Source organism: Acidobacteriota bacterium, assembly GCA_038040445.1.
In the GTDB taxonomy this organism is placed as follows: domain Bacteria; phylum Acidobacteriota; class Blastocatellia; order UBA7656; family UBA7656; genus Onstottus_A; species Onstottus_A frigus.
The window spans coordinates 1-23,548 of the sequence record JBBPIG010000033.1; the positions used below are offsets into that span (position 1 = coordinate 1).

Consider the following 23,548-nt stretch of genomic DNA (forward strand, 5'->3'; position numbering starts at 1 on the left):
AGGGTAAGGCGATTCTGTCTTTGCCAGTTCCCCAGGTTGTATTGTTGGCCGGATTTTGAGAGCCAAGAAAGTAGGTGCCGACAGCCCAGGGATTGCTACCCGTGTTCTTCATAGTAACTCTGACTAGGTAGTCCTGGTTTAAGAGGCCAAAACTGCCGGGTCCGATGGCGAGCCAGGCGTCAGTGGGACAGGGCTCTTTGTAGAGCATAGAAACAAACTGGGCGTCATTGCCATTTACCGCGGTCGGCTCGACTGTCGCGATCAACTTCGTTCCCGCATAGATGTATTCCTTCGATGGGCCGCCTGGGGAAAGGCTCATCACCGATACTTCGCCGGAATCTCTCTTCCCCTTTCCTTTCGACCTCACTTGCGCCAGGAGGCTCGTTCCAACGACACACACCAACGCTAACGTGATCGCAGCCGTGACCTTGTTTCTGCGGCCTCGCGTCGATGCGGTTGCGGGTCTTCGTCGTGTTTGCTTCTTTGACATTGCGGCTCCTTAGACACACCTATCCAACGAATCGCAGGCGAATTTCTTCGGCGATCTCATCTGTCTATTCTGTTGGCTGGCTCTTACCCCGCCGTCCGAACGCGAGACGCAGGAGCAGCTCCGCGCGGGTCCGGCGCTCGAATTTGAGGAGCCACGGTTTGCCCGCTTTCGACTTTCTCTTCGGCCCTCATATGTATATACAAGCGAGCCGAGAAAAATTGCGCACTTTGAGAAAAATATTTACGATTTCTTTTCGAGCCGGCAGAAACGCGCATTGTCCGGTCGAGTTCTATTGAGCCGGTTCTGAACGGATAGGGTCGGCAACCGTGCGCTGGCTCTTGATCGCCAACGCAAGGGTCTTACGACAGAGCGGGCATTCAACAAGGTGAGCCTCCGTCGACGCATTCTGATCGGACGCAAGGTTCTGGTCCAGGTATGCAGACAGCAATTCTATCGGTGGGCAGTCATCGGCCAAGTTTCACCTCACCTTCAATCCACTACGGTCTTAGAAGCATCCCCAAGAAACTGCGGCATGACCAAATACAGCCATGCCAGAAAAACTGCGCAGTAATCTAATGGGGATGGTAGGCGCGACGCAACCGCTCGGGAGAAGGGACCCGAATTCGCCGCGCTTCCGAGGCTAGTTGTGTCGTGGCCGCCGCTGCCTGTTTGCTTACGAGGCCTTCAGAAACACCAGGAGTGAGTGCGCGGGGTTCTCCATCACATCGAGCAGACACTCTTTGATGGCCTCTGGCCCAAGGTGATGCTTCACAGCGAGAACGGAGATGATCTTTTTTTTGAGCTTGAGATGAATGTGCTGGAACTGACGAGTGATTCCTGAAGCGTGAACGCCAAGTACCTTTGCGATTTCAACCAGACGAAGCCCTTCTTCATATCGGAGCAAGAGCATCAGCCGTTCGCGATCCGTCAGGCTTTCGCTTGCCAGCTTGAAGCTTTCGGACAATATCACTGCGTACCTGTTGTTCCTAAGCGCCGCCTCGATTCTACCGAGACTCGCTTTGTCAGCAACCTCAGCCGGGTGATCGCTGCGCTCGAAGCTACTCCACTTGGGCAGATGGTAGTTAATTGCACGCCGGCTGATTACGACTCGCAGCCAAGTGGCCAGGGACTGCCGTCCGTCGAACGAAGCTATGCGGCTACGTCCGGAGCCATCAGGCAGAATCAAATCACTAAGCAGGTTATCAGCAAGCTCGCGGGCCACCTCATCGGTAGGCGAGACAAATCTGGCGACGTCATTTATGTACTTCTGGTACGCATTTATGAACCGCCTCCAGGCTGACTCGGTCGGTTGCGCGCAGGCGAGCGCGAGATAGAGATCAGTTGTGCGAAGCGTGCGGACGAAGCTCAATAGGGTCGACGCCGGTGCGTTTGAGCCGAGATGCTTTTCGATGGCTACATACAGATAGCTCTCGAACACTTCAAACTGCAAATCGACCTCGCCGTGGACCGCATAACCGTTAGAAAAAGCCTGAGCGGCGAGCGAAGACAAAACCACTTCGGGGGAGCTTGTCATTTCCCTCTCCGGATTCTTTTAGACTTAGGCTTAGACGTTCAGCTTGGGACCCAGGCAGCTCGAATCAATCTCTCGCTCACCAAGCTGTCAGAGCTACGGACATTCAGAAAGCCGACACGTTTCTAATACAGCGGGGTGATCTTGTCAACAATAATCGCATTCCCCAACGATTGCGTTTCCTGGTGAGAGGTTGACCATCGCCTCTCTATCCCTTTTAATTGTTCATCAACTTCATCTGTTCAAGATCATCCTATGACCGACCTCCCAAAAGCCTACGAGCCGCACAGCGTCGAGCAGAAGTGGTACCCGATCTGGCACGCCGCCGGGTACTTCAAACCAAGCGGCCATGGAATTAAGTACTGCATCACGATCCCGCCTCCCAACGTTACCGGCTCCCTTCACATAGGCCACGCGCTCTGCTACACGATTCAGGACGTGCTGATCAGATGGAAACGCATGCAGGGCTACAACGCGCTGTGCGTGCCGGGCACAGACCACGCGGGAATCGCCACTCAGAACGTGCTCGAAAAGCAGTTGAAAAAAGAAGGGCTCACTCGCCACGATCTTGGCCGCGAACAATTCGTCGAGCGCACCTGGCAATGGGTGCACGAGTATGGAGGCGTTATCCTTTCGCAGCTCAAGCGGCTGGGCTGCTCATTTGATTGGGACCGCACCCGCTTCACGATGGATGAAGGCTACATCGATGCGGTGATGGAATGCTTCGTGCAATGGTGGGAAGCCGGGTTGATCTACCGCGGCAAGCGCGTTATCAACTGGTGCCCGCGCTGTCTGACCGCGATCTCGGATATAGAAGTCAACCACGAAGATCGCCCGGGCAAGCTTTACCATATTCGCTACCCTTTCCAAGACGGTTCGGGTCTGGTCACGGTTGCGACGACGCGGCCCGAGACGATGCTGGGCGATACGGCCGTTGCCGCCAACCCTTCCGACGACCGGTACAAGAAGCTTTTCGGAAAGCTCATAATATTGCCGCTCGTGGGCCGCGAAATTCCGCTGATAGCCGACGACTATGCCAGGTCCGAATTCGGCAGCGGCGCCGTCAAGGTGACTCCCGCGCACGACGTCAACGACTTCGAAGCTGGAATGCGGCACAACCTGCCAAAGATAATCGTCATCGATGAGCACGGGCGAATGACTGCCGGCGCGGGCGAGCGATACGCGGGGCTCGATCGCTACGAGGCGCGAGAGCTCGTGCTTGCAGACCTGGCGGCGCAAGGACTGATCGAGAAGATCGAGGACTACGTCGTGCCTGAAGCCAGTTGCGACCGATGTCATACGGTAATCGAGCCTCTCCTTTCGGAGCAGTGGTTCGTGCGCATGAAAGAGCTTGCCCAGCCCGCGATCGACGTGGTCAAGCAAGGGCGCGTGAAGTTCATTCCTGACCGCTACGAGCGCACCTACCTGGACTGGATGGAGAATATTCGAGACTGGACGATCTCGCGCCAATTGTGGTGGGGCCATCGCATCCCGGTGTGGACGACTGAAGACGGCGAGTACATAGTCGCGCGTTCCGAAGCGGAAGCCCTCGAAAAAGCGAACGGCAAAGCGATCAAGCAAGACGAGGACGTGCTGGACACGTGGTTCTCCTCGGGACTGTGGCCTCAGGCGGTGCTCGGCTGGCCCAGGCAGACAGAAGACCTGGCGGCTTTCTATCCGACCTCGGTGTTGACCACCGCGCGCGACATCATCTACTTGTGGGTGTCGCGAATGATCATGTCGGGTCTCTACTTCATGCACGAGATTCCGTTCGACGACGTGTACATTTACGCGACGGTGCTTGATGAACAAGGCCGGCGTCAAAGCAAATCGCTGGGCACCGGCGTCGATCCGCTCGATGTAATAAAACTCTATGGGGCGGACCCGTTGCGCTTCGCTCTGCTGGTTCGAGCGGCAAGAGGTCAGGACATCCGTTTCGCAAAGATCGAGAAGGACCGCCAGCCGCAGGTCGAGGAGGCGCGAAACTTCGCCAACAAGATCTGGAACGCATCGAGATTCGTGTTGATGAACATCGGCGGCGGCGGGGACATCGAGCCGCGCTGGGCGCCCTCGGACGCGCTTGCGGACCGGTGGATACTGGCGGAGTTGAACTCGACTATCGAGCAAGTCACGAGCGCGCTCGACGAGTACCGGCTAAACGAGGTGGCCCAGACGCTCTACCATTTCTTCTGGGACAGCTTCTGTGACTGGTACATCGAGCTGACCAAGGCGCTTGTCGCCTCGCGTGAAGTCAACGACCAGGTTCGCGCGGCGCGCTGCCGGATCGCTTACGTGCTGGAAACCAGCTTGCGGCTGCTGCATCCGCTGATGCCTTACATAACCGAGGAAATATGGCAGCAGCTCCCGCACCAGGGCGAATCGATAATGCTTGCTGCGTGGCCGCAAAGCGATCCGGCGCGCGACGATCCGCGAGCGCGAGAGGAGATGGGGACCCTGATCGCCCTGATTACCAAGGTGAGAAACATCCGGTCGGAAATGAACATCCCGATCCAAAGCCGGTTGAAGCTTTGCATTGGAACGACAGACCACGAAGCTCGCAAACTGGTGAATGAGAATTCGGATCAGATAAAGCGGCTCGCGCGGATTGAAGATATAACCATCTCCGATACGCTTCCCGTTTTGGAATCGGCGCCCCGCGACATCGTGGCTGGAATGGAGATCGCGATACCGCTCGGAGGCTTGATCGACTTCGACAAGGAACGGGAGCGAGTCACAAAGGAATTGACCCGCAAAGAAACCGAGGCGCGTAGCCTGGCAGCGCGGCTCGACAATATCTCATTTATGGAGCGCGCGCCTCGCGAGGTAGTTCAGGAGACGCGCGGCCGGCACGAAGAGTTGATCGCCGAGATTGAAAAGCTGAGAGACACTCTCGGTGCGCTGGGCGCAAGTTAGTCGTCTGTCAGTGTGATGCTTTCATCCGTCACAATCATCCTGACTAATTGATGATGTCAGCCGTTTGCTGGCACTGCTGCAATATGGAACTCGACCCCGGAATCATCTACGCTTTCGCCGCCGATCTATTGAAGGAAGATCTTGGACGAGGTGACATCACCACACAAAGCGTGGTGCGCGGTGGCGCCAGGGCGCGAGGACGGTTTCTGGCTAACCAGGATTTCGTGCTGTGCGGGCTTGAAATCGCCGAAGCGGTATTCGGCACGCTCGACAACAACATCCTGCTCGAGTCCACCGTTTACGATGGCGAGAACATCGCCGCCGGCACTGAGTTCGCGCGAATGGAGGGCCCAGCCGCTGCGCTTCTGACAGGCGAACGCACGGCGCTCAACATCATGCAGCGGCTTTCCGGCGTGGCCACGATGACAAAAGCATTCGTGGATCGAGTCGAGGGCACTAGCGCTCGGATCGTCGATACCCGCAAGACAACGCCGGGATTGAGGCTCATTGAAAAGTACGCGGTCACGATAGGGGGAGGGTTCAACCATCGGTTCGGACTGGATGACGGCGTGCTGATAAAGGATAATCACATCGCGCTCGCCGGAGGCGTGCGCCGAGCGGTCGAGTTCGCGCGCCGCGCGGCGCCGCACTTGATGAAGATCGAGGTCGAGGTCGGCAATCAATCACACCTTCGCGAAGCGATCGCGGCTCACGCCGATGTGATAATGCTCGGCAACATGAGCGTCGACGAAATTCGCGAGTCCGTGAAGCTGATTAGAGAGCAACTCCCCGGAGCAATCATCGAAGTCTCGGGTGGGGTCAGCCTCCAAAACGTGCGCGAGTTTGCTGAGTGCGGAGTAGATTTGATTTCAGTCGGGGCGATCACTCAATCAGCGATCGCGGTTGATATCAGCTTGAAGACGAGACCGCTTTAGGGCTTGTGGTTTCCGGTTTTCGGCCGCCAATTCGAGTTCGCGGAAACCGCAAGGCTCAGAAGCAACGAAAGCCAGGAACCAGATCATATGTCAACAAGGTCCGGCAAGACGCGCCTGCGATTCGACCATACCGAAACTGACCAGGATGCCGGCGGTCAGTGCCGTGTAAAGGTCACGCTGGCGCTTGGACAGCTTCTGTTTACGGCAGATTCGGCAGACACCGCCGATGGAAACGGACCCCTGAGAGCGGCTGCCGCGGCCACTTTGAAGGCTCTTCAAGAAGCAGCCGCCAACAAGTTTGCGTGTTTGCTTTCAGACCTCGATCACGTCAACGCTCTCGGCAAGGACCTAATCGCGGTCCTCGTCGACGTCGAGTTTCAGGGACGAGTCAACCAGGTATTCGGGAGCTGCCAGATCGCCGGAAGCGAAATCGATTGCGCGGTGAAGGCGGCGCTCAACGCCACGAATCGAATGTTTGAGCTTGCGATGCGAGGGGAATAATTGCGGATTGCCGGACCAATTGCAGATGGGGATCGATTAAGTCGGCGCGGTCATTCATAAATCCGAAGTCCGACAGTCGCAATCAGAACATGACCAGGCTCGGATCAGCTTTCTTGCGATTTGACACAGTCTCATCGACCAATGACATCGCCAAAGAGTTGGCTGCATCGGGCGCGCCTGAGGGACTCTGCGTCATCGCAAGAGAGCAGACTTCGGGGCGTGGACGGCAGGGACGCTCATGGTCATCGCCGCCCGGCGAAGGACTCTACTTATCTTTGATCCTACGGCCGGCAATCAAGGCCGCGGACTCGGCTGTGATAACGCTTGCCGCAGCCGTCGCCGTAGCGGAAGCTCTCGCCGCGGACTTCCAGGTGCCTGGCGATATCAAGTGGCCGAACGACGTATTGGCATCGGGGCGCAAGATCTGCGGCATTCTGGTTGAGTCGGCCATTGAGAACAACCGGCTTCAATACGCGGTTATGGGAATCGGAGTGAACGTCGCCCAACGCATCTTTCCGCCCGAGATTGGTGAGAGCGCAACTTCTCTTTCGCTCGAAACCGGCCGCCCGGTTGCCCCGGAAGACTTTTTGAAGCCGCTGCTGGATCGGCTCGAACGCTGGTACACGACCGCGACTGCCCGCCCCGATCGAGTGATCGCGCGCTGGGAGGAGCTTTCGTCGTACGCTCGTGGCTGCGCGGTGCGAGTCGAATCATCCGCGGGTTCGATTGAAGGAGTGACTCGCGGACTGACGGCGGCCGGAGCACTTGTGATCGAGCTCAGCAACGGCGAGACACGTGAGATCGTTTCCGGGGAAGTGAGCCTTCGAGCGGTGAGCGCGGGCCGCTGATGCCGTCAGCGGCGAGTCCGCAAAAAAAGGATAACCGCAGACTGGACAGTCTACGGTACACTGAATCGCTGAAGGCAGGCTGATCGCAGTACTCCGCAGACTAGACAGTCTACGGTACACTGAAAAGCTGAAGGCAAGGCTGACACAACTATGCTGCTAGTACTCGATGTTGGAAATACAAACACGACGCTCGGCGTTTACGATGGAACTACGCTCACGCACAGTTGGCGGTTAAACTCCGAGCGCCAGCGAACGGTGGATGAATACGGCATCATGTGCCGGACGCTGCTGCAACTGGCTGGTCTGGATTCCTCTGCGATCAAGAGTATCGCTATTTCGTCGGTCGTGCCCCCGCTCGATTTCACGTTGTACAAAATGGCGGAGGTCTATTTTCAGATCAAGCCGCTGTTTGTCAGCGCCGCCAATGCCGGTATTCCCGTGCTCTACGACGACCCGCGAGAAGTCGGCGCCGACCGAATCGTAAACGCCGTAGCAGCCCTGGCGAGATATGGCGGACCGTGCATTGTTGTTGACTTCGGCACGGGGACCACGTTCGATGCGATCTCCAAAGCCGGCGAGTATCTGGGCGGGATCATCTGTCCCGGCATACAGATTTCGGCCGACGCTTTGTTCCAGCGGGCGGCCAGGTTGCGCAACACCGAGATCCGCCGGCCAGACCATCTCATCGGCACGAATCCCACCGCCAGCATTCAATCCGGGCTCTACTACGGCAATATCGCCTTGGTGGATGGCGTGCTGAAGAAAATGGTGGAAGAACTCGGCCCGGATACAAGAATTGTGGCGACCGGAGGGCTTGCGCCGCTTATCAGCCGGGGCTCGCAGCTAATCGAAACTGTAGATCCTGATATTACGCTTGAAGGACTGAGAATAATCCACGAACGCAACGCTTCTGAAACGCGGCCGTAAGGAATAAACCGCAGAGGACGCCGAGATGCGCAGAGGATTAAGATTCCTCTGCGTATCTCTGTGTCCTCTGCGGTTTGTGCCCTGGTTGCTCTAGCCCGAAATACTCACGGGAGCTGATGTCCCGCCATTTGGGTTCTTCACCACGACGGAATGCGTTGAGCCTGGAGTGAAGATTTGAATTATTCTGAGGCTTCCAGGAGTGCTCCTCGTGCTCTTCAGTACAAGCCAGAGTCCGTCGCCCGCGTCCAGGGCGAACGTCTCCTTGGCATCGACGATCAAGACAGCCCCCGTCACGACATTCGAGCCGGCAGACTGGAATCTGAGGCCTCTCTTCTTGAATTGGAGGCCGGCTATCGTGGGAACGACCACTTGAGTCGTACTCGTGCCTTTGAGCGGGATGAAGGTCAACACCGAGTCAGGGTCATTGCTGATTATTGATATCGAGCTCGTGAACACTCCAACCGTAGTCGGCGAGAATGTAACGGTCAGGGTTTTCTTCTCGCCTCCTTTCAACGTACCCGTTCCACTGCCGGTTACTGCAAACGGCGCGTTCGGCAAGAATATGGCGGTGATCGTGAGGTCAGCCTCACCGGTGTTTTTGAGCTCAAGCAGCACCGGCGTCCTGCCGGTACCGAAATCAATCAGACCAGGGTTGATGTCCAGGTTGGCTACGGCCGCCGCCGTGCCTATGCCGCTCAGACTAACCGTGCTAACCGGCGCATTCGGGTCGTTGCTCTGTATGGTGAAAGAACCGTTTGCGACCCCGGCGGATGTGGGCGCGAAGCGAACGCTCAGAGTCACGCTTCCTGTAGACGGGATAGTCAGCGGAAGCGCGGGCTTGTTGACAATTGAGAACGGACCTCCCGGGTCGCTGATGCCTGAGAGTATCAGGTTCGCGGCGCCGGCATTGGTGATGGTGATCGTCTTGGTATCCGATTGAGTCACACGCACCGACCCGAAGTCTATCGAAGTTGGCGCCACGACTATGACGGGGTTTGCCGGAATCGGATTCGCCGGTGTTTGGGCGAAGGCGATATTCGACGGATCGGAGGTCCCGAAATTGTTAAAGGCCGACACCCGATAGAAGAAGAATGTGTTCTCGAAAACGGTAGTGTCGCTAAAGGTGGTAACGTTCGTGCCGACGATGGCGATCTCGCTAAAGCTGAATCCGTCCAGGCTGCGTTCAACGCGAAATCCACCTTCATCCCCTGAGTTGTCCAGCCACGCCAAATCGATTTGAGTTGCAGAAACCGCGGTGGCCGTAAGATCGCTCGGCGCAACAGGCGAGCGCGGCATTGAGGGCTCAAGCGAAAGTGTGAAGTCGCCGGCATCGCCTCCAAACCCGTCGACGACTACGAAGTAGGTGGTGCCGGCATCCAGGCTGCGTCGAAGTATCTCCGGAGTGCCTGATCCACCCACATCTACGCCGAAGCACCCGGCGATCGTTGCGCAGTCTGTAGTGAGGTAGACGGACGCGTCGAAGCGCCCATTTGGGGTAACCGTAATGATGTAGAGCTGCGAATCACCGGGAGTGAATTGGAAAAGAATATCCGGGCCATGCGTCGATTGTGATGACGTAAAACAGGACGCCCCCGGATCCGAATCGTTTGAAGCGCCAAATGTACTGGCCGACACTGTGAAAGGTAATCGACTGGGATCGATCACGGCCGCGCTTCCGCAAGTGTCGTTGGCGGGAAGCCCTCTGCGGAGCGAGAAGTGGAAACCGGCAGCGTTGTTATCGTGTGTCGGAGTGTCAACCACTATGAAATAGCGAGTGCCGGCGGTCAACACCGGTGTCAAAAACTCGCCACGATCAAACCCCTTTGCGTTCGCACCCGCGACACAAGTGCCCAGCGGGTTCGCGCAGTTGGTCACGACATAGAGGCTCACGTCGAAAGAGGTCTTCTGCGTCGCTCCAATCGTGTAAGTATCGGTCACGGCCGGAGCGAAAGAGTAAACGACGTCGTTACCCGCTCCCAACGCGCAGCCGCCGGGCCCCGGATCGATATCATTGGCAGCGCTGGCAAGCGTCGACTCTTCTGCGAACGGCAGCGTGGCCGGATTGATAACAGTTGCCCCTGCGCATGTGTCCGCCGCGGTCGGAGCCATCGTCTGACCGTTATCCGCGCCTCCGGATGACCCTTTGGATTGCGTTGAAGAGGCTTGTCCCGACCTCGTCAGATCAGCCGCCGTCACGATAGCCAGCAACACTATTGAGAATGCTAGAGGCAAGCGCTGCCTCAGCGATTGGCGTGCTAGAACGAGTTTCGACTTCATAACAACCTTTACTCCGTTCGACCTGAATCCCCGCGTAGATTAGCGCACACGCGCGCAACACGAACGTGGTGAGGATAGAATCCGTCTTCCTGCTGATCGTGGAACGTGGGCCTGTGAACCGCGATTATATCGGAAATCAAAGTCAGTGGTAAAGCATGTAATTTACCCTGAGCAGTTTATTGGATCGAGCGCCGACGAGACCTATGGACGCATCATCAACCAAACCACTGGGCACCAAGCCACTGGGCATCGAACTATTGTGCGCAGCGAGTTGATGGCGCCGGCGGATCGAGCAAAGAGTCGAGGCTGAGCCAAAGGCTACGGGCGTGCCGGTTGAAAATGACCGGAAGCAGCAACGCGAGGGCGAACAAAACTGTATAAGTGATCTGGTCCGCAGTTCGGTGCGCGAGAATGAAGGCGAGGTAGGTGATGAAGATAAAGGATTCAGTTGCTGCAACGTTCAGATAGATCGCCCCCACGAAGTACCCTTGCTCACGGGCAAAGACCAGCCCGCAATAGTAACACTCGCGGCGCATCTTGAAGAAAGATTGGTAAAGCTGACCGAGTCCACACGCCGGACACTTCAGCGTCAAGCCGCGAATCAAATGCCTTCTCGCTCGTGCGATTTCCACTCATCAATCTTAGCTAAGCTGCTCATCGAATCCAACCAGTAACCGGTTGCTCTCTTCCCTGATTTGACACCCTTCGAGCTGGCTGATTACCATAAGCGTCCAATTCCTATTCTTAGAGGTTTCAGATTGTCCACTCCAGCAGCTCCGCCTCTTCCCAACATAAGCTCAAGTGCGGAAACCGATCAGGACGACAAGCGGCCGCTGCTCTTCGTCTCGCTACGCAATCACGCGCTCGTGGGCGCCGCCGCCTCGTCGTTACTCGCTTTAATCGAGCTTACGGACTTGAGTGTTCAGCTCACGCCGGTGTTTCAGTCGTTCCTCGAGCGAGCAATCTTTTGTGTGTATTTCAGCTTGAATGTCGCGGGAGGCCTGGTCATCGGCGTTTTCGTTGGATTGTTTGCTTATGCGGCCTCGCTTTTGAAGAGAACAGCGCAGCGGGTTATGGCAAGAGGAAACCCGGTGAAGTTGATTCACAAGCTCATCGCCGGCGCCGGGCTTTCTGCGCTTTTTGCGTTCGTGCTCAATCAACAGCCCCAGGTTCACGCGTACATTGTCGAGATAATCCGGGAAGCCGAGAAGATTGAATCTTTGACCGAGCCGCTCCTGAATCACGAAAGGGCGGCGTCATACTTGATATTGATTGTCCTGGTTATCGCTTGCTCGATCGTGTGGATGGCAACCCTGGCGTTGAGCCGCTCCAGGCCCCAAATGCGAGCACTATGGGTTTTGAGCCTCGTGGCCCTGATCGCGTGCGCTTACTATGTGGACTCTCGCTTTGAGACGCAGCAATATGGTACTTCGATACATCGTTCGATGTTCCTGTTAAGCACGGCTCTTAGCATGTCCCTAATCGGCTCGATGTTCGGCTCGCTGTTTGGCTCCCTCTTTGGCTCGACGCCCGGCTCGATTGTTTTTCATCCGCCATCTCTACCGTTTTGGCCGGCCCTCGGGTCCCCGATCAGAACTGCGGCGCTAATCGTTGTCCCCATTCTGCTGATCGCGTCCGTGGCTTTTACCTTCGCTCACTTTGACAAGAACCAGAACCTCAAGACTCAGATCTCTTATCGCACCAGCCAGGCCAAACAATACTTCAAGCTTGCGCAGTGGGCGTTGGACTTTGACCGTGACGGTTATTCTTCATATCTTGGCGGCGGGGATTGTGATGACCGCCGTGCTGACATCAATCCGCGTCAGGTCGAGGTTGTCGGCGACGGCGTTGATCACAATTGCATCGGCGGCGAGTTGACGCAACAAGACATCGCCGATTGGAATCTCGAACATAGTTCCCTTCACAAACCGCCCGAGGCATCTGCCAGGCGGTTGAACGTGATCTACGTTTTCATAGACGCACTCAGGGCCGATCACTTGGGCGCGTACGGTTACAACAGAAAAACGAGCCCCAACCTCGACAAACTTGCCGCTCGCTCTTCGTTGTTCGAGAACGCTTACACGCCGGCGCCCAACACCTTTGAAGCATTGCCCAAGTTTACGCAGGGAACGTATTGGGACGCGCATGTTGAAACCTGGCCCGAGATCATGGCTCGCAATGGATACGATGCCCTGCTCTTTCCGCGCCGCATTTCGACTCTGCTGCGGCACGTGAGGGGAATGAGTGTCGTTGAGAGCGCCAGGGTTGGGACGTTTGAGGGGACTATTGATGCGGCGATCAAGGTGTTAGTAGACACACCACCCGATCGCCCGTTCTGCGCTTACCTTTATTCGACCGATACCCACAGGCCCTACAAGCCGCACGAGGATTTTTATTACGGGCCTTCGATCGCCGATCTCTATGACGGCGAGATTGCTTATCTGGATTTCCATCTGGGCCGATTGTTTGACTCAATGGAGAAGGCCGGCAGGCTGGACGACACCATCGTAGTCATAATGGCGGACCACGGCGAATCGCTGGGCGAGCGAGGCGTCTATAAGCACTCGTCGCAATTGTATGACGAGCAGGCCCGCGTACCGATGATAATTCACTTACCCGGTTTGCCGGCGCGGTTGATTACGGACTACGTCAGCACGATCGATCTCGGACCGACCATATTGAATGCCGTCGGACTCGACTATCCAAAAGAGTGTGCTGGGGTGAGCCTGGCGCCGTTGATGCGCGGCGAGCCGTTCACTCATCCGCCGGTGTACGGAGAGCAGACGACGCAGGAAGTCTCTCCATTCGTTCGTCCCGAGCAACAGCTCGACCCAGGGCAAAAGAAGTACATGATTATCACGCAGGATGGATTCAAGCTGATCTACAACCGGGACGCCTACAACTTCGAGCTATTCAACCTGAAAACCGACCCGGCTGAGCTTCGCAACCTGTTCGACCAGATGCCCGAGAGGGCCGCCGAGATGAAGAAGCTGCTGGGCCGATTCATCGACGTGGTTACCGTAAGCAGACCGCGGGACGCAGATGAGAGCCAGTATTTCTTCGGCCCGACCGGCGAGGTTCGGGAAGCGAAGTAAACCAGGCCAGGCACGATCGAAGGCGTGCTTAGCAGACGCCCTGGGAGATCAAATTATCTTGGTTTGACTATTCGCTGGATCAACCTTAAGTCTTTTCCGGCCATCTCCCCGCTGGCTATGAGCGCGCCCACGTACACCACAGTCAGAGCGACGAGCTTAGCCACTATCATCAACCTTGCGGAAGGAGCGAACAGAAGCGAAGCCCCGTAGACGGCGCCGGCAGCGGCAGCAATCCGCACCCCGGACACCGGCGACAACAACGCGCCGAATTTCAGCTTCAAATAAACGCACCCGGCAACAGCGCCTCCAAGCATTGATACGGTAGTTGCCGCCGCCGCTCCCACCAATCCGTAACGCGGAATCAAAACAGCATTCAATCCGGCGCTGGCTCCGAGCGTCACCACCCCAATCAGCAAAGAGACCGCCGGGTGGCCGCTTGCGGAGATGATCGTTGTGACAACATACAACAATCCGAACAGCAGCATTCCGTAGGCTACTATGCTCAACGCAATGCTGCCGGCCTGATAGTTCTGTGGGTATACCAGGCTCAACACTCCCGGTGCATTAGCCGAAAACAGAGTGGCAACCAAAGCCATGACGATCAGTGTGTAGCGGAGCGTGTTAGTGACGTAAGCCCGGGTCTTCTCGCGATCCTTCGCAAACGTTGCCTCTGACACCAGCGGAAAGATGACGAATGTCGCGGATATGATCACTTGATAGGTTATGTTGGCGACGTTGATGGCCGCGCCGTAGTGCGCCGCGTTCTCGCTCGCCACGGTTGCGTCCGGCGACGACAGCGCCTTGACTAGAATCAGGTCAGTCTTCTGCAGCAAGTTCATCGCCAGCGTGAACAGCAACAGATAACTCTGAAACCCCAGCAGATCACGCACTCGCACTTCCCTTCTTCGATCCCCATTTCGCGCAATGATCGCCGAGAGCACGAGCACTGTGGCGGCGGCGAAAGCAAAGCCGCTGATGCCTCCAGCGACACCGAAGCCGAGCCAGACCAACAACACTACGAAGGTGAGCTTGAAGGTCGAATAGGCCGCGTCGAGCGACGCCTGGGTAAGAAATCTTTTGCGTCCATTGAAATATCCGGTGAACACCGCGTAGAACGAGTAGCAGAGAGTGATGAGCGAAGATAGCCTAAGATAGTTTACAAGCCGCGGATCGTTCAGATACTTCGCGACGAGTGGCGCGAGCAGAAAAAACGCGAGTGACGCGCCGCCTCCAACCAGCACCTGCAGCTTGAGCGCCGTCGCCTTTACCGAGCCGGCGCTCTGTTCATCTTCGGAGATGCGCTTCGATACAGTCTGGTAAGTGCCGGTGATGATGACCGCGTTGATGATCGACACCACGCCGACCACAACCTGATAGATCCCGAACTGCTCGGTGGTCATCAACCGAGGAAGGACGAAATGAATGCCGTAGCCGCTCACCATGAACCAGACCTTGGCGGCGGTGATGTAGATTGTTCCTCGCCCGGCGATCGCCGCGATGTTATCCGTTGACGCTGCCGGCTTCAATTCTTCTGCTGCCAATTGAGTCATTCTTCTCTAGCGAGCTTTTAATGATCGCGCTGAACTGAGCTCCAATCCGCGACCAATCGTAAGCCTCAGCCGTGCAGCGCGCGTTCTCTTCGATCTTCCGCCGCAACCTATCACTGCTTAGGACGAGCTTCAACTTTTCGCTGAGCATCCGGCAATCGCCAGGCTCGAAGAGCAATCCATTCTCACCATCGGCTATCGCCTCGGCAAGCCCTCCGGCTCTCGAAGCAATCACAACGCGACCGGCACTAAACGCCTCCAGGCAAACGACCGGCATACCCTCAGTCCGGCCGCCGGCAAGAACGCGAGACGGAATCACAACCGCGTCGCAAACCGAAAGCAACTCTTCCCTTTCCAGCGCGCCAACTCGGCCGATGAATCTCGCGTTGATCGCTAGATCACTCGCCATGCTTTCGAGTCCGTTTCGCAGTTCCCCGTCGCCGGCGACAATCAGACGCAAGCCGTCAATCCCTTTCATCGCTTTCAACAGAACATCGAGCCCCTTGATCTCGATGAGCCGCCCGACGAACAAGATCGTGAAGGTAGCAACAGTACCTGAAGGATCAATCACAGATTGCCCGTTTGGCCTGCTGCAAATCGCCTCCGGACGATTGATTCCCATCGGCACTACTTCAGCCTTAGCCGCAGCCTCCGGGCACAACTTAATAAGCTTGCGCTTCAAGCCGGCGCTGACCGTCACGATTCGTTCGCTGCAAGCGGCGACGAACCTCGCGATGCTGCGCCCGCCGCGCATTCGCTCGAGAAGGTGAACCGCACCTGAGTGCTCGACGACAACATGAGGCTTTCCGAGCAGGCGCGAGATCGCAGCGCCGATGACTCCCGAGGGCACCATCCAGTGCGAGCAGATTGCGTCGGCTCGCAAGGCCAGGACGAAGGCGTGCGCGAAAAAACAGAGTAGTGAGATCAGGGCGGCGAGCTTCACCAGCAAGTTTGCAGACGCCAACTGATTCAGATCGCGACCGGCCTGAAAAGGGTCCAGCAGGAGCGGCAAAACGGGGCGGCATCGTTTGAGCGTGAACGCGGTGTACGCATGGCGGGGGGGCCATTCAACTGCGCTGCGATCACGCGGCGCGAGAACGGTAACACTAAACTCTACAGAAAGGGCGCGGGCGAAGTCTCGAATGTAGCCACACGTTTCGTCGTCGGGCGAGGATGGAAACGAGCTCGTCAGCATCAACAGCTTTGGCTTGTGACTATGCTTCAAGATGGGCTTCAAGATGGAACTCTGCGGGGTCGGCAACAACGGGCGGGAAAGCCAGGACGCTCGCATCTGACTTTGTTAACCGGCGTCGTCGAATGTAGCCCCGGACGATAAGGTAGAGTATCGCTGGTATCGTGCTATAAGGGTTGATGCCCGACACCTCGTCACCGTAGACGGTCTTGACCGGTACGCTTTCAACCACAAGGCCCGCACGGCGCGCCGCGAAAAACATCTCGGTCGGAAAGCCGTAGCGATCATACATCTCATCGAGTGCGAGGCGCTTCAGGGCTTGATTGCGAACGACCGCATAACCGCAGTGAGCGTCCACGCTGCCGTCGAACGCCGCGGCGTTTCGCGCCAACCAGCTAAAGAACCGGTTGCCGAGATAACGCAACCGAGGCATTGACGTGATGCTTACTTTGTCCAAGAACCTGTTTCCCTTTACGTAATCGGCCCGCGTGATCGCGCAATCAAGCAAATCGGCCAGGTCGCGCCCGTCCATCTGGCCGTCTCCATCCATCACGGCAATCAAGTCAATTTGGGAGTTCAGCACTATTCGATAGCCGGTCTTCGTAGCGGCGCCGACGCCGCGATTGGTTCTGTGTCTGACTGTTGTTAGTCGCTTATCCGTTAATCGACCAAGCACCTTCCACGTGTCATCAGTGCTTCCGTCGTCAACCGCCACGATAAGATCGACAAATGCCGGCACTCGTTTGATGGCCGGCTCGATGTGAGTTTCCTCGTTGTGCACGGGCATCACTACTGCGACGCTTTGGCCTCGATACATTTACTGTCCCTTTGCGATTCAGATGTCTCAGGTACCGTAGACTGTCCAGTCTGCGGATAACTCAACCGCAGACTGGACAGTCTACGGTACACGCGCTCGTAGCCGCAAAGCCAGTCTTAGTCACTCCCGCACCATCTCGAAAAGGCACCTAATAATTGACGGTCTGATACGGCTGTCGTAAGATGCCGCAATCACAGTCCGGTCCTCGGTTCCGCGAGAGCGCTTATGAAGCTCAGTGACAAGAACGCGATTGACGAACTCGTGGGCACTCTGCTCGACGACAAATACAGGCTTGAAGAGAAACTCGGCGAAGGCGGAATGGGGATCGTGTACCGGGCCACCCACATCCAGATGTCAAACACGGTTGCCGTCAAGTTACTGCACCCGCGTCTAGCCTCAGACTCGACGGTTGTGGAACTCTTCCGGCGCGAAGCGCGCGCGGCTGCTCAAATCCGTCACCCTAATGCCCTGGTAGTCACCGACTTTGGAGTCACGAGAGACGCTGGAATCCCTTACGTGGTGATGGAATTCCTCGAAGGCGAGGACCTGAGACACAAGTTAAAGCGACACCGTCAGCTCGACTTCGAAGAAGCCTTCCGAATACTGAGTCAGACTTGCGCGGCCGTGTCCGCCGCTCATGCCAGAGGCGTGATCCATGGAGACCTGAAACCCGACAACATCTGGCTAATCAAAACCGAGCCGGAAATGCAGGGTGTCAAGGTGCTCAACTTCGGTATCGCAAAGTTGAAAGCAGGTACGGATTCGGAGAACCTGGCGCAGAAGGGAATGATCGTCGGAACGCCCTCCTACATGTCGCCCGAACAGTGTCGCGGTGAAGAAGTCGATGCTGCTTCAGACGTCTACAGTCTCGGTGTGATTCTCTACGAGATGCTCACCGGGCAGGTGCCGTTTGATGGCTCTGCGCCGCTGACAGTAGTGCTCAAGCACATCACCGAAACTCCCCGCCGATTGCGCGAACTGCGGCCAGATATTCCCGAAGAGGTTGAGAGGGTAGTTATGCGCTCGCTTGAGAAGAGGCCAGCAGACCGGCAGAAATCGGCGGTCCAGTTGGCGCAAGAATTCGAAGCCGCGCTACATGGCGCGACCAGGACTGTAGTTCTATCTGCGCGCGATAGAACTGCGGGCTCGCCCGTTCCGTCAGCCGCGCTACCTCCGATTGAGTCTCACACCGCTGATTCTGAAACGAAGCCTCTCTACCTGGACGAGAATGTTCAGTTCACGGTCTACCGGCCACAGACGGTCCAGCCGCTCGTCTGGTCAACCTTGCTTGCCTTCGCTCACCTGTCGGAGCGACAGCCCGATGCAAACGAGAATGAGCCTGATCCGATCGAAGAGGTTCAGAGGCAGGCGCAGCGCCTACTCGGGGAAAGAATCGAGGACTACCAGAAAATCGTCCATGATAGTTCGCAGGCTGTTCCGCGCGAGGGTGAGATTACGTTTATGCCCGCGGTGCCGGGAATCGAATTCAATCCGCCAAGCCGAACCTTCAAGTGGCAAGAGAGCGTGCACCGCGAAGACTTCAGGCTTCGGGCGCCGCAGTCGCTGGACGGGCAAACGGCGCGCGGCCGGCTGTGCGTTTTTCTTGGGAGCATTTTGCTCGCGGAAGTCACACTTACCATCCGAGTTGACAGCGCGCAAACGCTCGAACCCGCAAGCTTCGACCCGGCCTCCGCGCGCTGCTATCGAAAAATCTTCGCGTCGTACTCGCACCTGGACTCGGTGATAGTCGATCAGTTCGAGCACTTCGTTCAAGCATTCGGAGATGAGTACCTGCGCGACGTAAGTCATCTGCGCGCCGGGGAAGTATGGAGCGACCGGTTGGAGAAGATGATCATCGAAGCGGACATCTTTCAGCTCTTCTGGTCGACGAACTCGATGGGCTCTGAGTTTGTGAGGCGTGAATGGGAATTTGCATTGTCGCGTCGCCAGCCCAATTTCATTCGGCCTACCTACTGGGAAGAACCATTGCCGTCCGCGCCTGAGAAGGACTTGCCACCGGAAGCTTTATCGCGGTTGCACTTTCAGCGGCTAAGCGTAGCCGGCGTCGCGCCTCCCGCCCACCCTCGCACCCAGCCATCAGTTGGCTCTCCTCCGATGCGCGCTGAGCCGGTTGCCGCTTCAAAGGCGCGCGAGGCGCCGGCGCCGGGCGGCGCTGCGGCTCCTCCGCCCGCGCCCGTGATGGAGTGGGTTCTCTGTGGACACTGCGCTGAAAAGGTTGGATCCGACGATGTCTTTTGTGCTCATTGCGGCTCTCGTCAGCCAACTCCGGGGAGCGCGGCCGCTGCAGGCTGCGCCTATGTGGGGGCGGGACCGCCCGATCGCATCACCGCGGAGCTTGTGGTCGTTGGCACACCCACCGGGTCGCTCGCCGAGGATGCTCCAGCAGCGCGGAAGTTCGACGATCGTGATTGGTCGCATCACCGGATTCGCTCACGCCCGAAGTCTCTATTGGCTCGCCGGCTTGTTCGGCTAGCCGTAATAGTATTGGTCTCTAGTGTGGTGTTTGCGGGTCTGTTCTCTTACACAAGAGCATGGGAGTCATCTATCTCGATCGACACCGTGGAAACGCGAGCCAAAGTTTATCGTGGTGATCAGCTCATCGGCACAACACCTCTTGTCTTTCAAGTCCCAACCGGCCAACGCGTCAAGCTGACGTTAAAGGCTGATGGCTATGTCGATAAGGATGTAGAGTTCACTGCGGCAGCGGGTAAGTCAAACTTCACGTTTTTGATGGAGCGAACTAAATGAATGCGCCACTAATAGGTTGCCGGCTTGTCGGACGCACCTCTGACTTTTGCTGTCGATATATAAAGGATGCCGCCGAGGATTGCATTCAGGTAGACAGGTGCGAATGCCAGAATAGAAAACGTCAGCGCCTGCTCGCGCGCTATGCCTACGCTTCCAAACAGCGCGATCATTGCCCACTCTCGCACGCCCAGTCCGCCGACTGAAATCGGCATCAGCCTTACCAGATCAACCAGAGAGATGAACGCAAACACCGTCAGCAGTTCGACCGGCAGTCTCATCGCCCACGCGACCACATAGCACCCCAGACTCCACACGATTCGGATCAAGACCGAAATCACCAAGGTTCGAAACAGCAAGGCTCCGTCGCGCCTCAACTGTGACACCGATTCGAGCGTTCGCGCCGCGGCTTCGGCCAATCGGACCGTTCTAATCCGCCGGCCAATTGCCCGGATGATTCGCGCCAGCCGCGACGAAACATAGTCGCTCATCAACATCGCTATCGCGATGAACGCAACTCCCAAAATCGTTTCGCTGACGTAGATCATCGGGTCCGTCTGCCCATACGCGCGAGTCATCAGCGTCGCGGCCAGCCCGATCAGCAATAGCGTAAAGACTCCGACCAGCCGTTCGTAAACCACAGTCGACAGCACTAACGCCTTGTCGCGCGCTTCGCGGTCAGCATAGATCAAGCGCGCCACGTCGCCGCTCACACCTCCGCCCGGAACGAAGCACGTGAAGAAAATGCCGATCAGGTAGTAGGCAAACAGACGCCGTGTCTTGAAGCGAAGGCCGCTCGCGGCCAGAATAGTTCCCCATCGATAAGCCATCAGCCAGGTCACCGCAAAGGAGGCGGCTACGGCAAGCGGCAGATAGATGACCCGCGTGTTCTTGAGCGCTTCAATCAGGCCGCGTGCGTCCGATTTCATCACCACGAACGTGAGCGCCCCGATGCCGATCACTACCTGCACCAAACCGCGCAACTTGACTCCACGGCGAGTGTCCGCGCGCTTAACGCCGGATACGGGTTGTTCCGCATCTTGCCTCGTCATTGTTGATTAGCGCTTCCCTCGAGGCTTCGAGTGGATGTTGATCCACATACGGCCGAGCTCAATAAGCGTCGCCGGAATATGGCTCGCGCGGATCGTCGAGCGGCCAGCGGGCCTTGGATAATGCCGCACTCCTACTTCGGCCATTCGAAAGCCGAAGTATCTAGCTTTCGCGAGGACCTCCGCATCGACGAAGAACTTCTTCGATTCGATACTTACCTTGTCAAACACCTCGCGCCGAAACAGCTTGAACGCGCAGTCGATGTCGCGAACTTTGATCCTGAATATGACCCTGACCAGGAGATTGAACCCCCACGAAAGCACCAGCCGCGTCAACGGGTCGAAGCGGTAGATGCGAAACCCATTCACGATATCGGCGTCGTCAATGAGCGCCAGCAGACTGGTGATCTCGCGGACGTCGAACTGATTGTCCGAGTCGGTGTAGAAAATAAGTTGATGTCGCGCGCTTGTAAAGCCGGTCTTGAGCGCTTCGGCGTAACCGCGATTCGGGTTGTGATGAAAGACGCGGATGTGCGAGGGGTCGGCGGCGGAAAGGCGATCGGCAATCTGCCCGGTTCGATCTACGGAACCGTCATCGACGATGATCACTTCCCAATCGCGCAGGTCGAGCGAGCGAAGAACGTCAGCGACTCGCTTCGTAGCTGTCTCGATGTTCTCTTCTTCGTCATAAGCCGGGAGCACGGCTGAGATGGTATCGAATGGCATAGCTACAGAAAATGATTGGTTCAAGTGAGAAATCAAGAATTGAAAATTGAAAAATGAAAATTGAAAGTTAGCGACATTTGTCAATTTGAGATTTTCAATTTTCAATTCCCGGTTCAATTCCCGGTCCCTATCCCAGGTATCCCAGTCCTCTCAGCCGCGCGCGGATTTCCTCGCTCTCCTCGTCGGTCATCAAAGGCGAGCCTTCGGGCGCGTGGTAATCAAGACCCGTCTCCCTCGAAACTCTCACCGGGTTCCCCGCAAGGTACTCCTCGGTGAAGATCTCTTCCAGCACACGGCCATCCATGTCCGGCGGGATATCAACGCCGAAGGAGTGGAGAATCGTCGGCGCGTAGTCGATAATACGGGCGCCTTCAACCCGCGCGCCGCGTCGGATCTCCGGCCCGCGCCCCAGCATTATCCCGTTCATTCGATGATCTCCGGAGTTGCCGTACACCGGGGTTATGAACTTGTTAGAGGTAAGGTCCAACGTGCCGAGCGGCTTGTTGGCCATGTCGCTCGGCAGGAATTGAATATCAGGAGACTGCTCGATATAGGGACCGGTGTACAGATCTTCACGCCGCCAGATCGGGCCGATCAGAGGTTGGTGCGTCTCAGGATCCATAAGAGCGCGCAGCTTATCGATGATCTGGCGCATTTCTGTTTCGTAGGCCGCTCCAGGTTCGACGATACCGTGCTCTTCGCGCCCGCGCAGGTTGATGAATATCTGCCCGTAGTTCCCTTTTGAAAACGCAACCGTCCGCGACCAGTCCACGTCTTCAAGCGACAGCATGAGCAAATTTGCCAGCCTCATCAGCTTCGAGCGGTTGGTCACCCCAACCGACAATCGCAGGTGCGCCAGCCCCATCTTCATCGCCGAGCGGTAAGCGAGATCAGGCGTCAGACCCAGCCTGAAAAGCGCGCGCTTGAATAGAGTCATCGCGTCGCGCTTCAGCACGAGCAGCCCTTCATCAATCAGCCACACGTTAAAGCAAAGAAACTTCTCGATTGGGCCGAAACCGTGATCCGAACCCATGTAAACAGTCGTGTCAGGGCCGGCGTCGTCAAACAACTCGCCAAGAGTCGAATCTACCGCGTGCCAGTACTCGTGTATGCGGCCTATGTGAGCGTCGTGCTCCTTGCGGTCGAAGAAGGGATGCGTTTCATCCAGCAGGTGCCACAGCTCATGCTGAAACCGGTCGGTTCCCCAATAGTGAGTAGCGAAGACCTCCCAGCCATACTGTTCCATCAGGTAGCGGTTGACCTTGGTCTTGTATTCGAGCTCGGTGAAGAGTTGGTCGAGAATCTTATCGACATTGCCAGGCGTGTAGACCTCGGTTATGTAAAGCTCATAAGGCCCAAACCTGCTTTCGATCTCTTCAACAAGGCTTTGCGGATAGGTGAAGTCGCGGCGTCCTCTTGGGGTCAGAAAATCAGAAACCATCACGCCGTTGACCATCATCGGAGGATAAGTGCAGGGGACGTTGGTTACGATCGCGCGTTTGCCCATCCGGCCGAGGATGTCCCAGAACGGAAGCCCGTCTCGCGAGTGCGAGCTTACAGGCATATCGGGCAGCGCGCCGCTTCCCTTTCTCCGTAGAAGGAACTCGAAAACGCCGTGTTTGCCAGGGTTTTTGCCGGTCATCCACGATACCCAGGCGGTCGGAGTGATCGGAGGTATAGTCGTTTCGAGCGGTCCGCGAACGCCTTCCTCGATGAACTGTTTCAGTCGAGGCATCAAGCCTCGATCGATCAACGGATCAAGCACGTCGAACGTCGCGCCATCAAGACCGATGAATAGAACTTTCTTGCTCATAGCAAAAGACCTGAACTATAGCTGATCGATTGAAAAGTTTTCAACCGAGGCTCCAAAACTGGGGGTGCTGGCTAATTGACGCGCTCTGCACAATATGGTTAACCTACAACTGCAGTTTTGA

At 56.9% G+C, this 23,548-nt stretch carries 17 protein-coding genes; 7 read left to right on the forward strand and 10 right to left on the reverse strand.

Going from position 1 to position 23,548, the window contains the following annotated elements; all coding sequences use genetic code 11:
• A partial coding sequence (locus tag AABO57_25350; GenBank protein ID MEK6289060.1) for a hypothetical protein occupies nucleotides 1-490 on the reverse strand: 490 nt, incomplete at its 3' end.
• Between the two features lie 673 nt (nucleotides 491-1,163).
• Nucleotides 1,164-2,024, reverse strand: a complete 861-nt coding sequence (locus AABO57_25355) for a sigma-70 family RNA polymerase sigma factor (GenBank protein MEK6289061.1) — start codon at nucleotides 2,022-2,024, stop codon at nucleotides 1,164-1,166.
• A gap of 252 nt (nucleotides 2,025-2,276) precedes the next feature.
• On the opposite strand from AABO57_25355, the gene AABO57_25360 reads away from it, so the two are divergent.
• From AABO57_25360 to AABO57_25380, 5 genes are all read left to right on the forward strand, one after another.
• Nucleotides 2,277-4,934, forward strand: a complete 2,658-nt coding sequence (locus tag AABO57_25360; protein MEK6289062.1) for a valine--tRNA ligase — start codon at nucleotides 2,277-2,279, stop codon at nucleotides 4,932-4,934.
• A gap of 83 nt (nucleotides 4,935-5,017) precedes the next feature.
• Complete coding sequence (gene nadC / locus AABO57_25365; protein MEK6289063.1) at nucleotides 5,018-5,869, forward strand: carboxylating nicotinate-nucleotide diphosphorylase; 852 nt, start codon at nucleotides 5,018-5,020, stop codon at nucleotides 5,867-5,869.
• Between the two features lie 87 nt (nucleotides 5,870-5,956).
• Nucleotides 5,957-6,370: a hypothetical protein gene (locus tag AABO57_25370; protein ID MEK6289064.1), complete on the forward strand. Its 414-nt coding sequence runs from the start codon at nucleotides 5,957-5,959 to the stop codon at nucleotides 6,368-6,370.
• A gap of 113 nt (nucleotides 6,371-6,483) precedes the next feature.
• On the forward strand, nucleotides 6,484-7,218 hold the full coding sequence (locus AABO57_25375) for a biotin--[acetyl-CoA-carboxylase] ligase (GenBank protein MEK6289065.1): 735 nt from the start codon (nucleotides 6,484-6,486) through the stop codon (nucleotides 7,216-7,218).
• A gap of 150 nt (nucleotides 7,219-7,368) precedes the next feature.
• Nucleotides 7,369-8,145 (forward strand): type III pantothenate kinase, encoded by a 777-nt coding sequence (locus tag AABO57_25380; GenBank protein ID MEK6289066.1) that lies wholly within the window; start codon nucleotides 7,369-7,371, stop codon nucleotides 8,143-8,145.
• Between the two features lie 90 nt (nucleotides 8,146-8,235).
• Here AABO57_25380 and AABO57_25385 read toward each other — a convergent pair whose 3' ends face one another.
• Together AABO57_25385 and AABO57_25390 are read right to left on the reverse strand one after the other, a co-directional pair.
• Nucleotides 8,236-10,422, reverse strand: coding sequence for a choice-of-anchor D domain-containing protein (locus tag AABO57_25385; GenBank protein ID MEK6289067.1), 2,187 nt, complete (start codon nucleotides 10,420-10,422; stop codon nucleotides 8,236-8,238).
• Nucleotides 10,423-10,676: 254 nt separating this feature from the next.
• A complete protein-coding gene (locus AABO57_25390) occupies nucleotides 10,677-11,054 on the reverse strand; it encodes a DUF983 domain-containing protein (protein ID MEK6289068.1) in 378 nt (125 codons plus the stop codon).
• Between the two features lie 126 nt (nucleotides 11,055-11,180).
• Here AABO57_25390 and AABO57_25395 point away from each other — a divergent pair, with 126 nt between their 5' ends.
• A complete protein-coding gene (locus AABO57_25395; GenBank protein ID MEK6289069.1) occupies nucleotides 11,181-13,517 on the forward strand; it encodes a sulfatase-like hydrolase/transferase in 2,337 nt (778 codons plus the stop codon).
• Nucleotides 13,518-13,570: 53 nt separating this feature from the next.
• Here AABO57_25395 and AABO57_25400 read toward each other — a convergent pair whose 3' ends face one another.
• Genes AABO57_25400 through AABO57_25410 form a run of 3 tightly spaced genes read right to left on the reverse strand, consistent with a single transcriptional unit; the run spans nucleotide 13,571 to nucleotide 17,073 of the window.
• Nucleotides 13,571-15,058, reverse strand: coding sequence for an oligosaccharide flippase family protein (locus AABO57_25400; GenBank protein ID MEK6289070.1), 1,488 nt, complete (start codon nucleotides 15,056-15,058; stop codon nucleotides 13,571-13,573).
• Nucleotides 15,018-16,301, reverse strand: coding sequence for a glycosyltransferase family 4 protein (locus tag AABO57_25405; protein MEK6289071.1), 1,284 nt, complete (start codon nucleotides 16,299-16,301; stop codon nucleotides 15,018-15,020). The genes AABO57_25400 and AABO57_25405 overlap by 41 nt, the downstream gene beginning before the upstream one ends.
• Nucleotides 16,279-17,073: a glycosyltransferase family 2 protein gene (locus AABO57_25410; protein MEK6289072.1), complete on the reverse strand. Its 795-nt coding sequence runs from the start codon at nucleotides 17,071-17,073 to the stop codon at nucleotides 16,279-16,281. Before AABO57_25410 ends, AABO57_25405 begins: the two co-directional genes overlap by 23 nt.
• Before the next feature lie 225 nt (nucleotides 17,074-17,298).
• On the opposite strand from AABO57_25410, the gene AABO57_25415 reads away from it, so the two are divergent.
• Complete coding sequence (locus tag AABO57_25415; protein MEK6289073.1) at nucleotides 17,299-19,842, forward strand: protein kinase; 2,544 nt, start codon at nucleotides 17,299-17,301, stop codon at nucleotides 19,840-19,842.
• 8 nt (nucleotides 19,843-19,850) lie between these two features.
• Here AABO57_25415 and AABO57_25420 read toward each other — a convergent pair whose 3' ends face one another.
• From AABO57_25420 to AABO57_25430, 3 genes are all read right to left on the reverse strand, one after another.
• A complete protein-coding gene (locus AABO57_25420; GenBank protein ID MEK6289074.1) occupies nucleotides 19,851-20,891 on the reverse strand; it encodes a lysylphosphatidylglycerol synthase transmembrane domain-containing protein in 1,041 nt (346 codons plus the stop codon).
• 6 nt (nucleotides 20,892-20,897) lie between these two features.
• Nucleotides 20,898-21,614: a glycosyltransferase family 2 protein gene (locus AABO57_25425; protein MEK6289075.1), complete on the reverse strand. Its 717-nt coding sequence runs from the start codon at nucleotides 21,612-21,614 to the stop codon at nucleotides 20,898-20,900.
• A gap of 127 nt (nucleotides 21,615-21,741) precedes the next feature.
• Nucleotides 21,742-23,427 carry an alkaline phosphatase family protein gene (locus AABO57_25430; protein ID MEK6289076.1) on the reverse strand — a complete coding sequence of 562 codons (1,686 nt, stop codon included), beginning with the start codon at nucleotides 23,425-23,427 and terminating at the stop codon, nucleotides 21,742-21,744.
• Nucleotides 23,428-23,548: the final 121 nt, after the last annotated feature.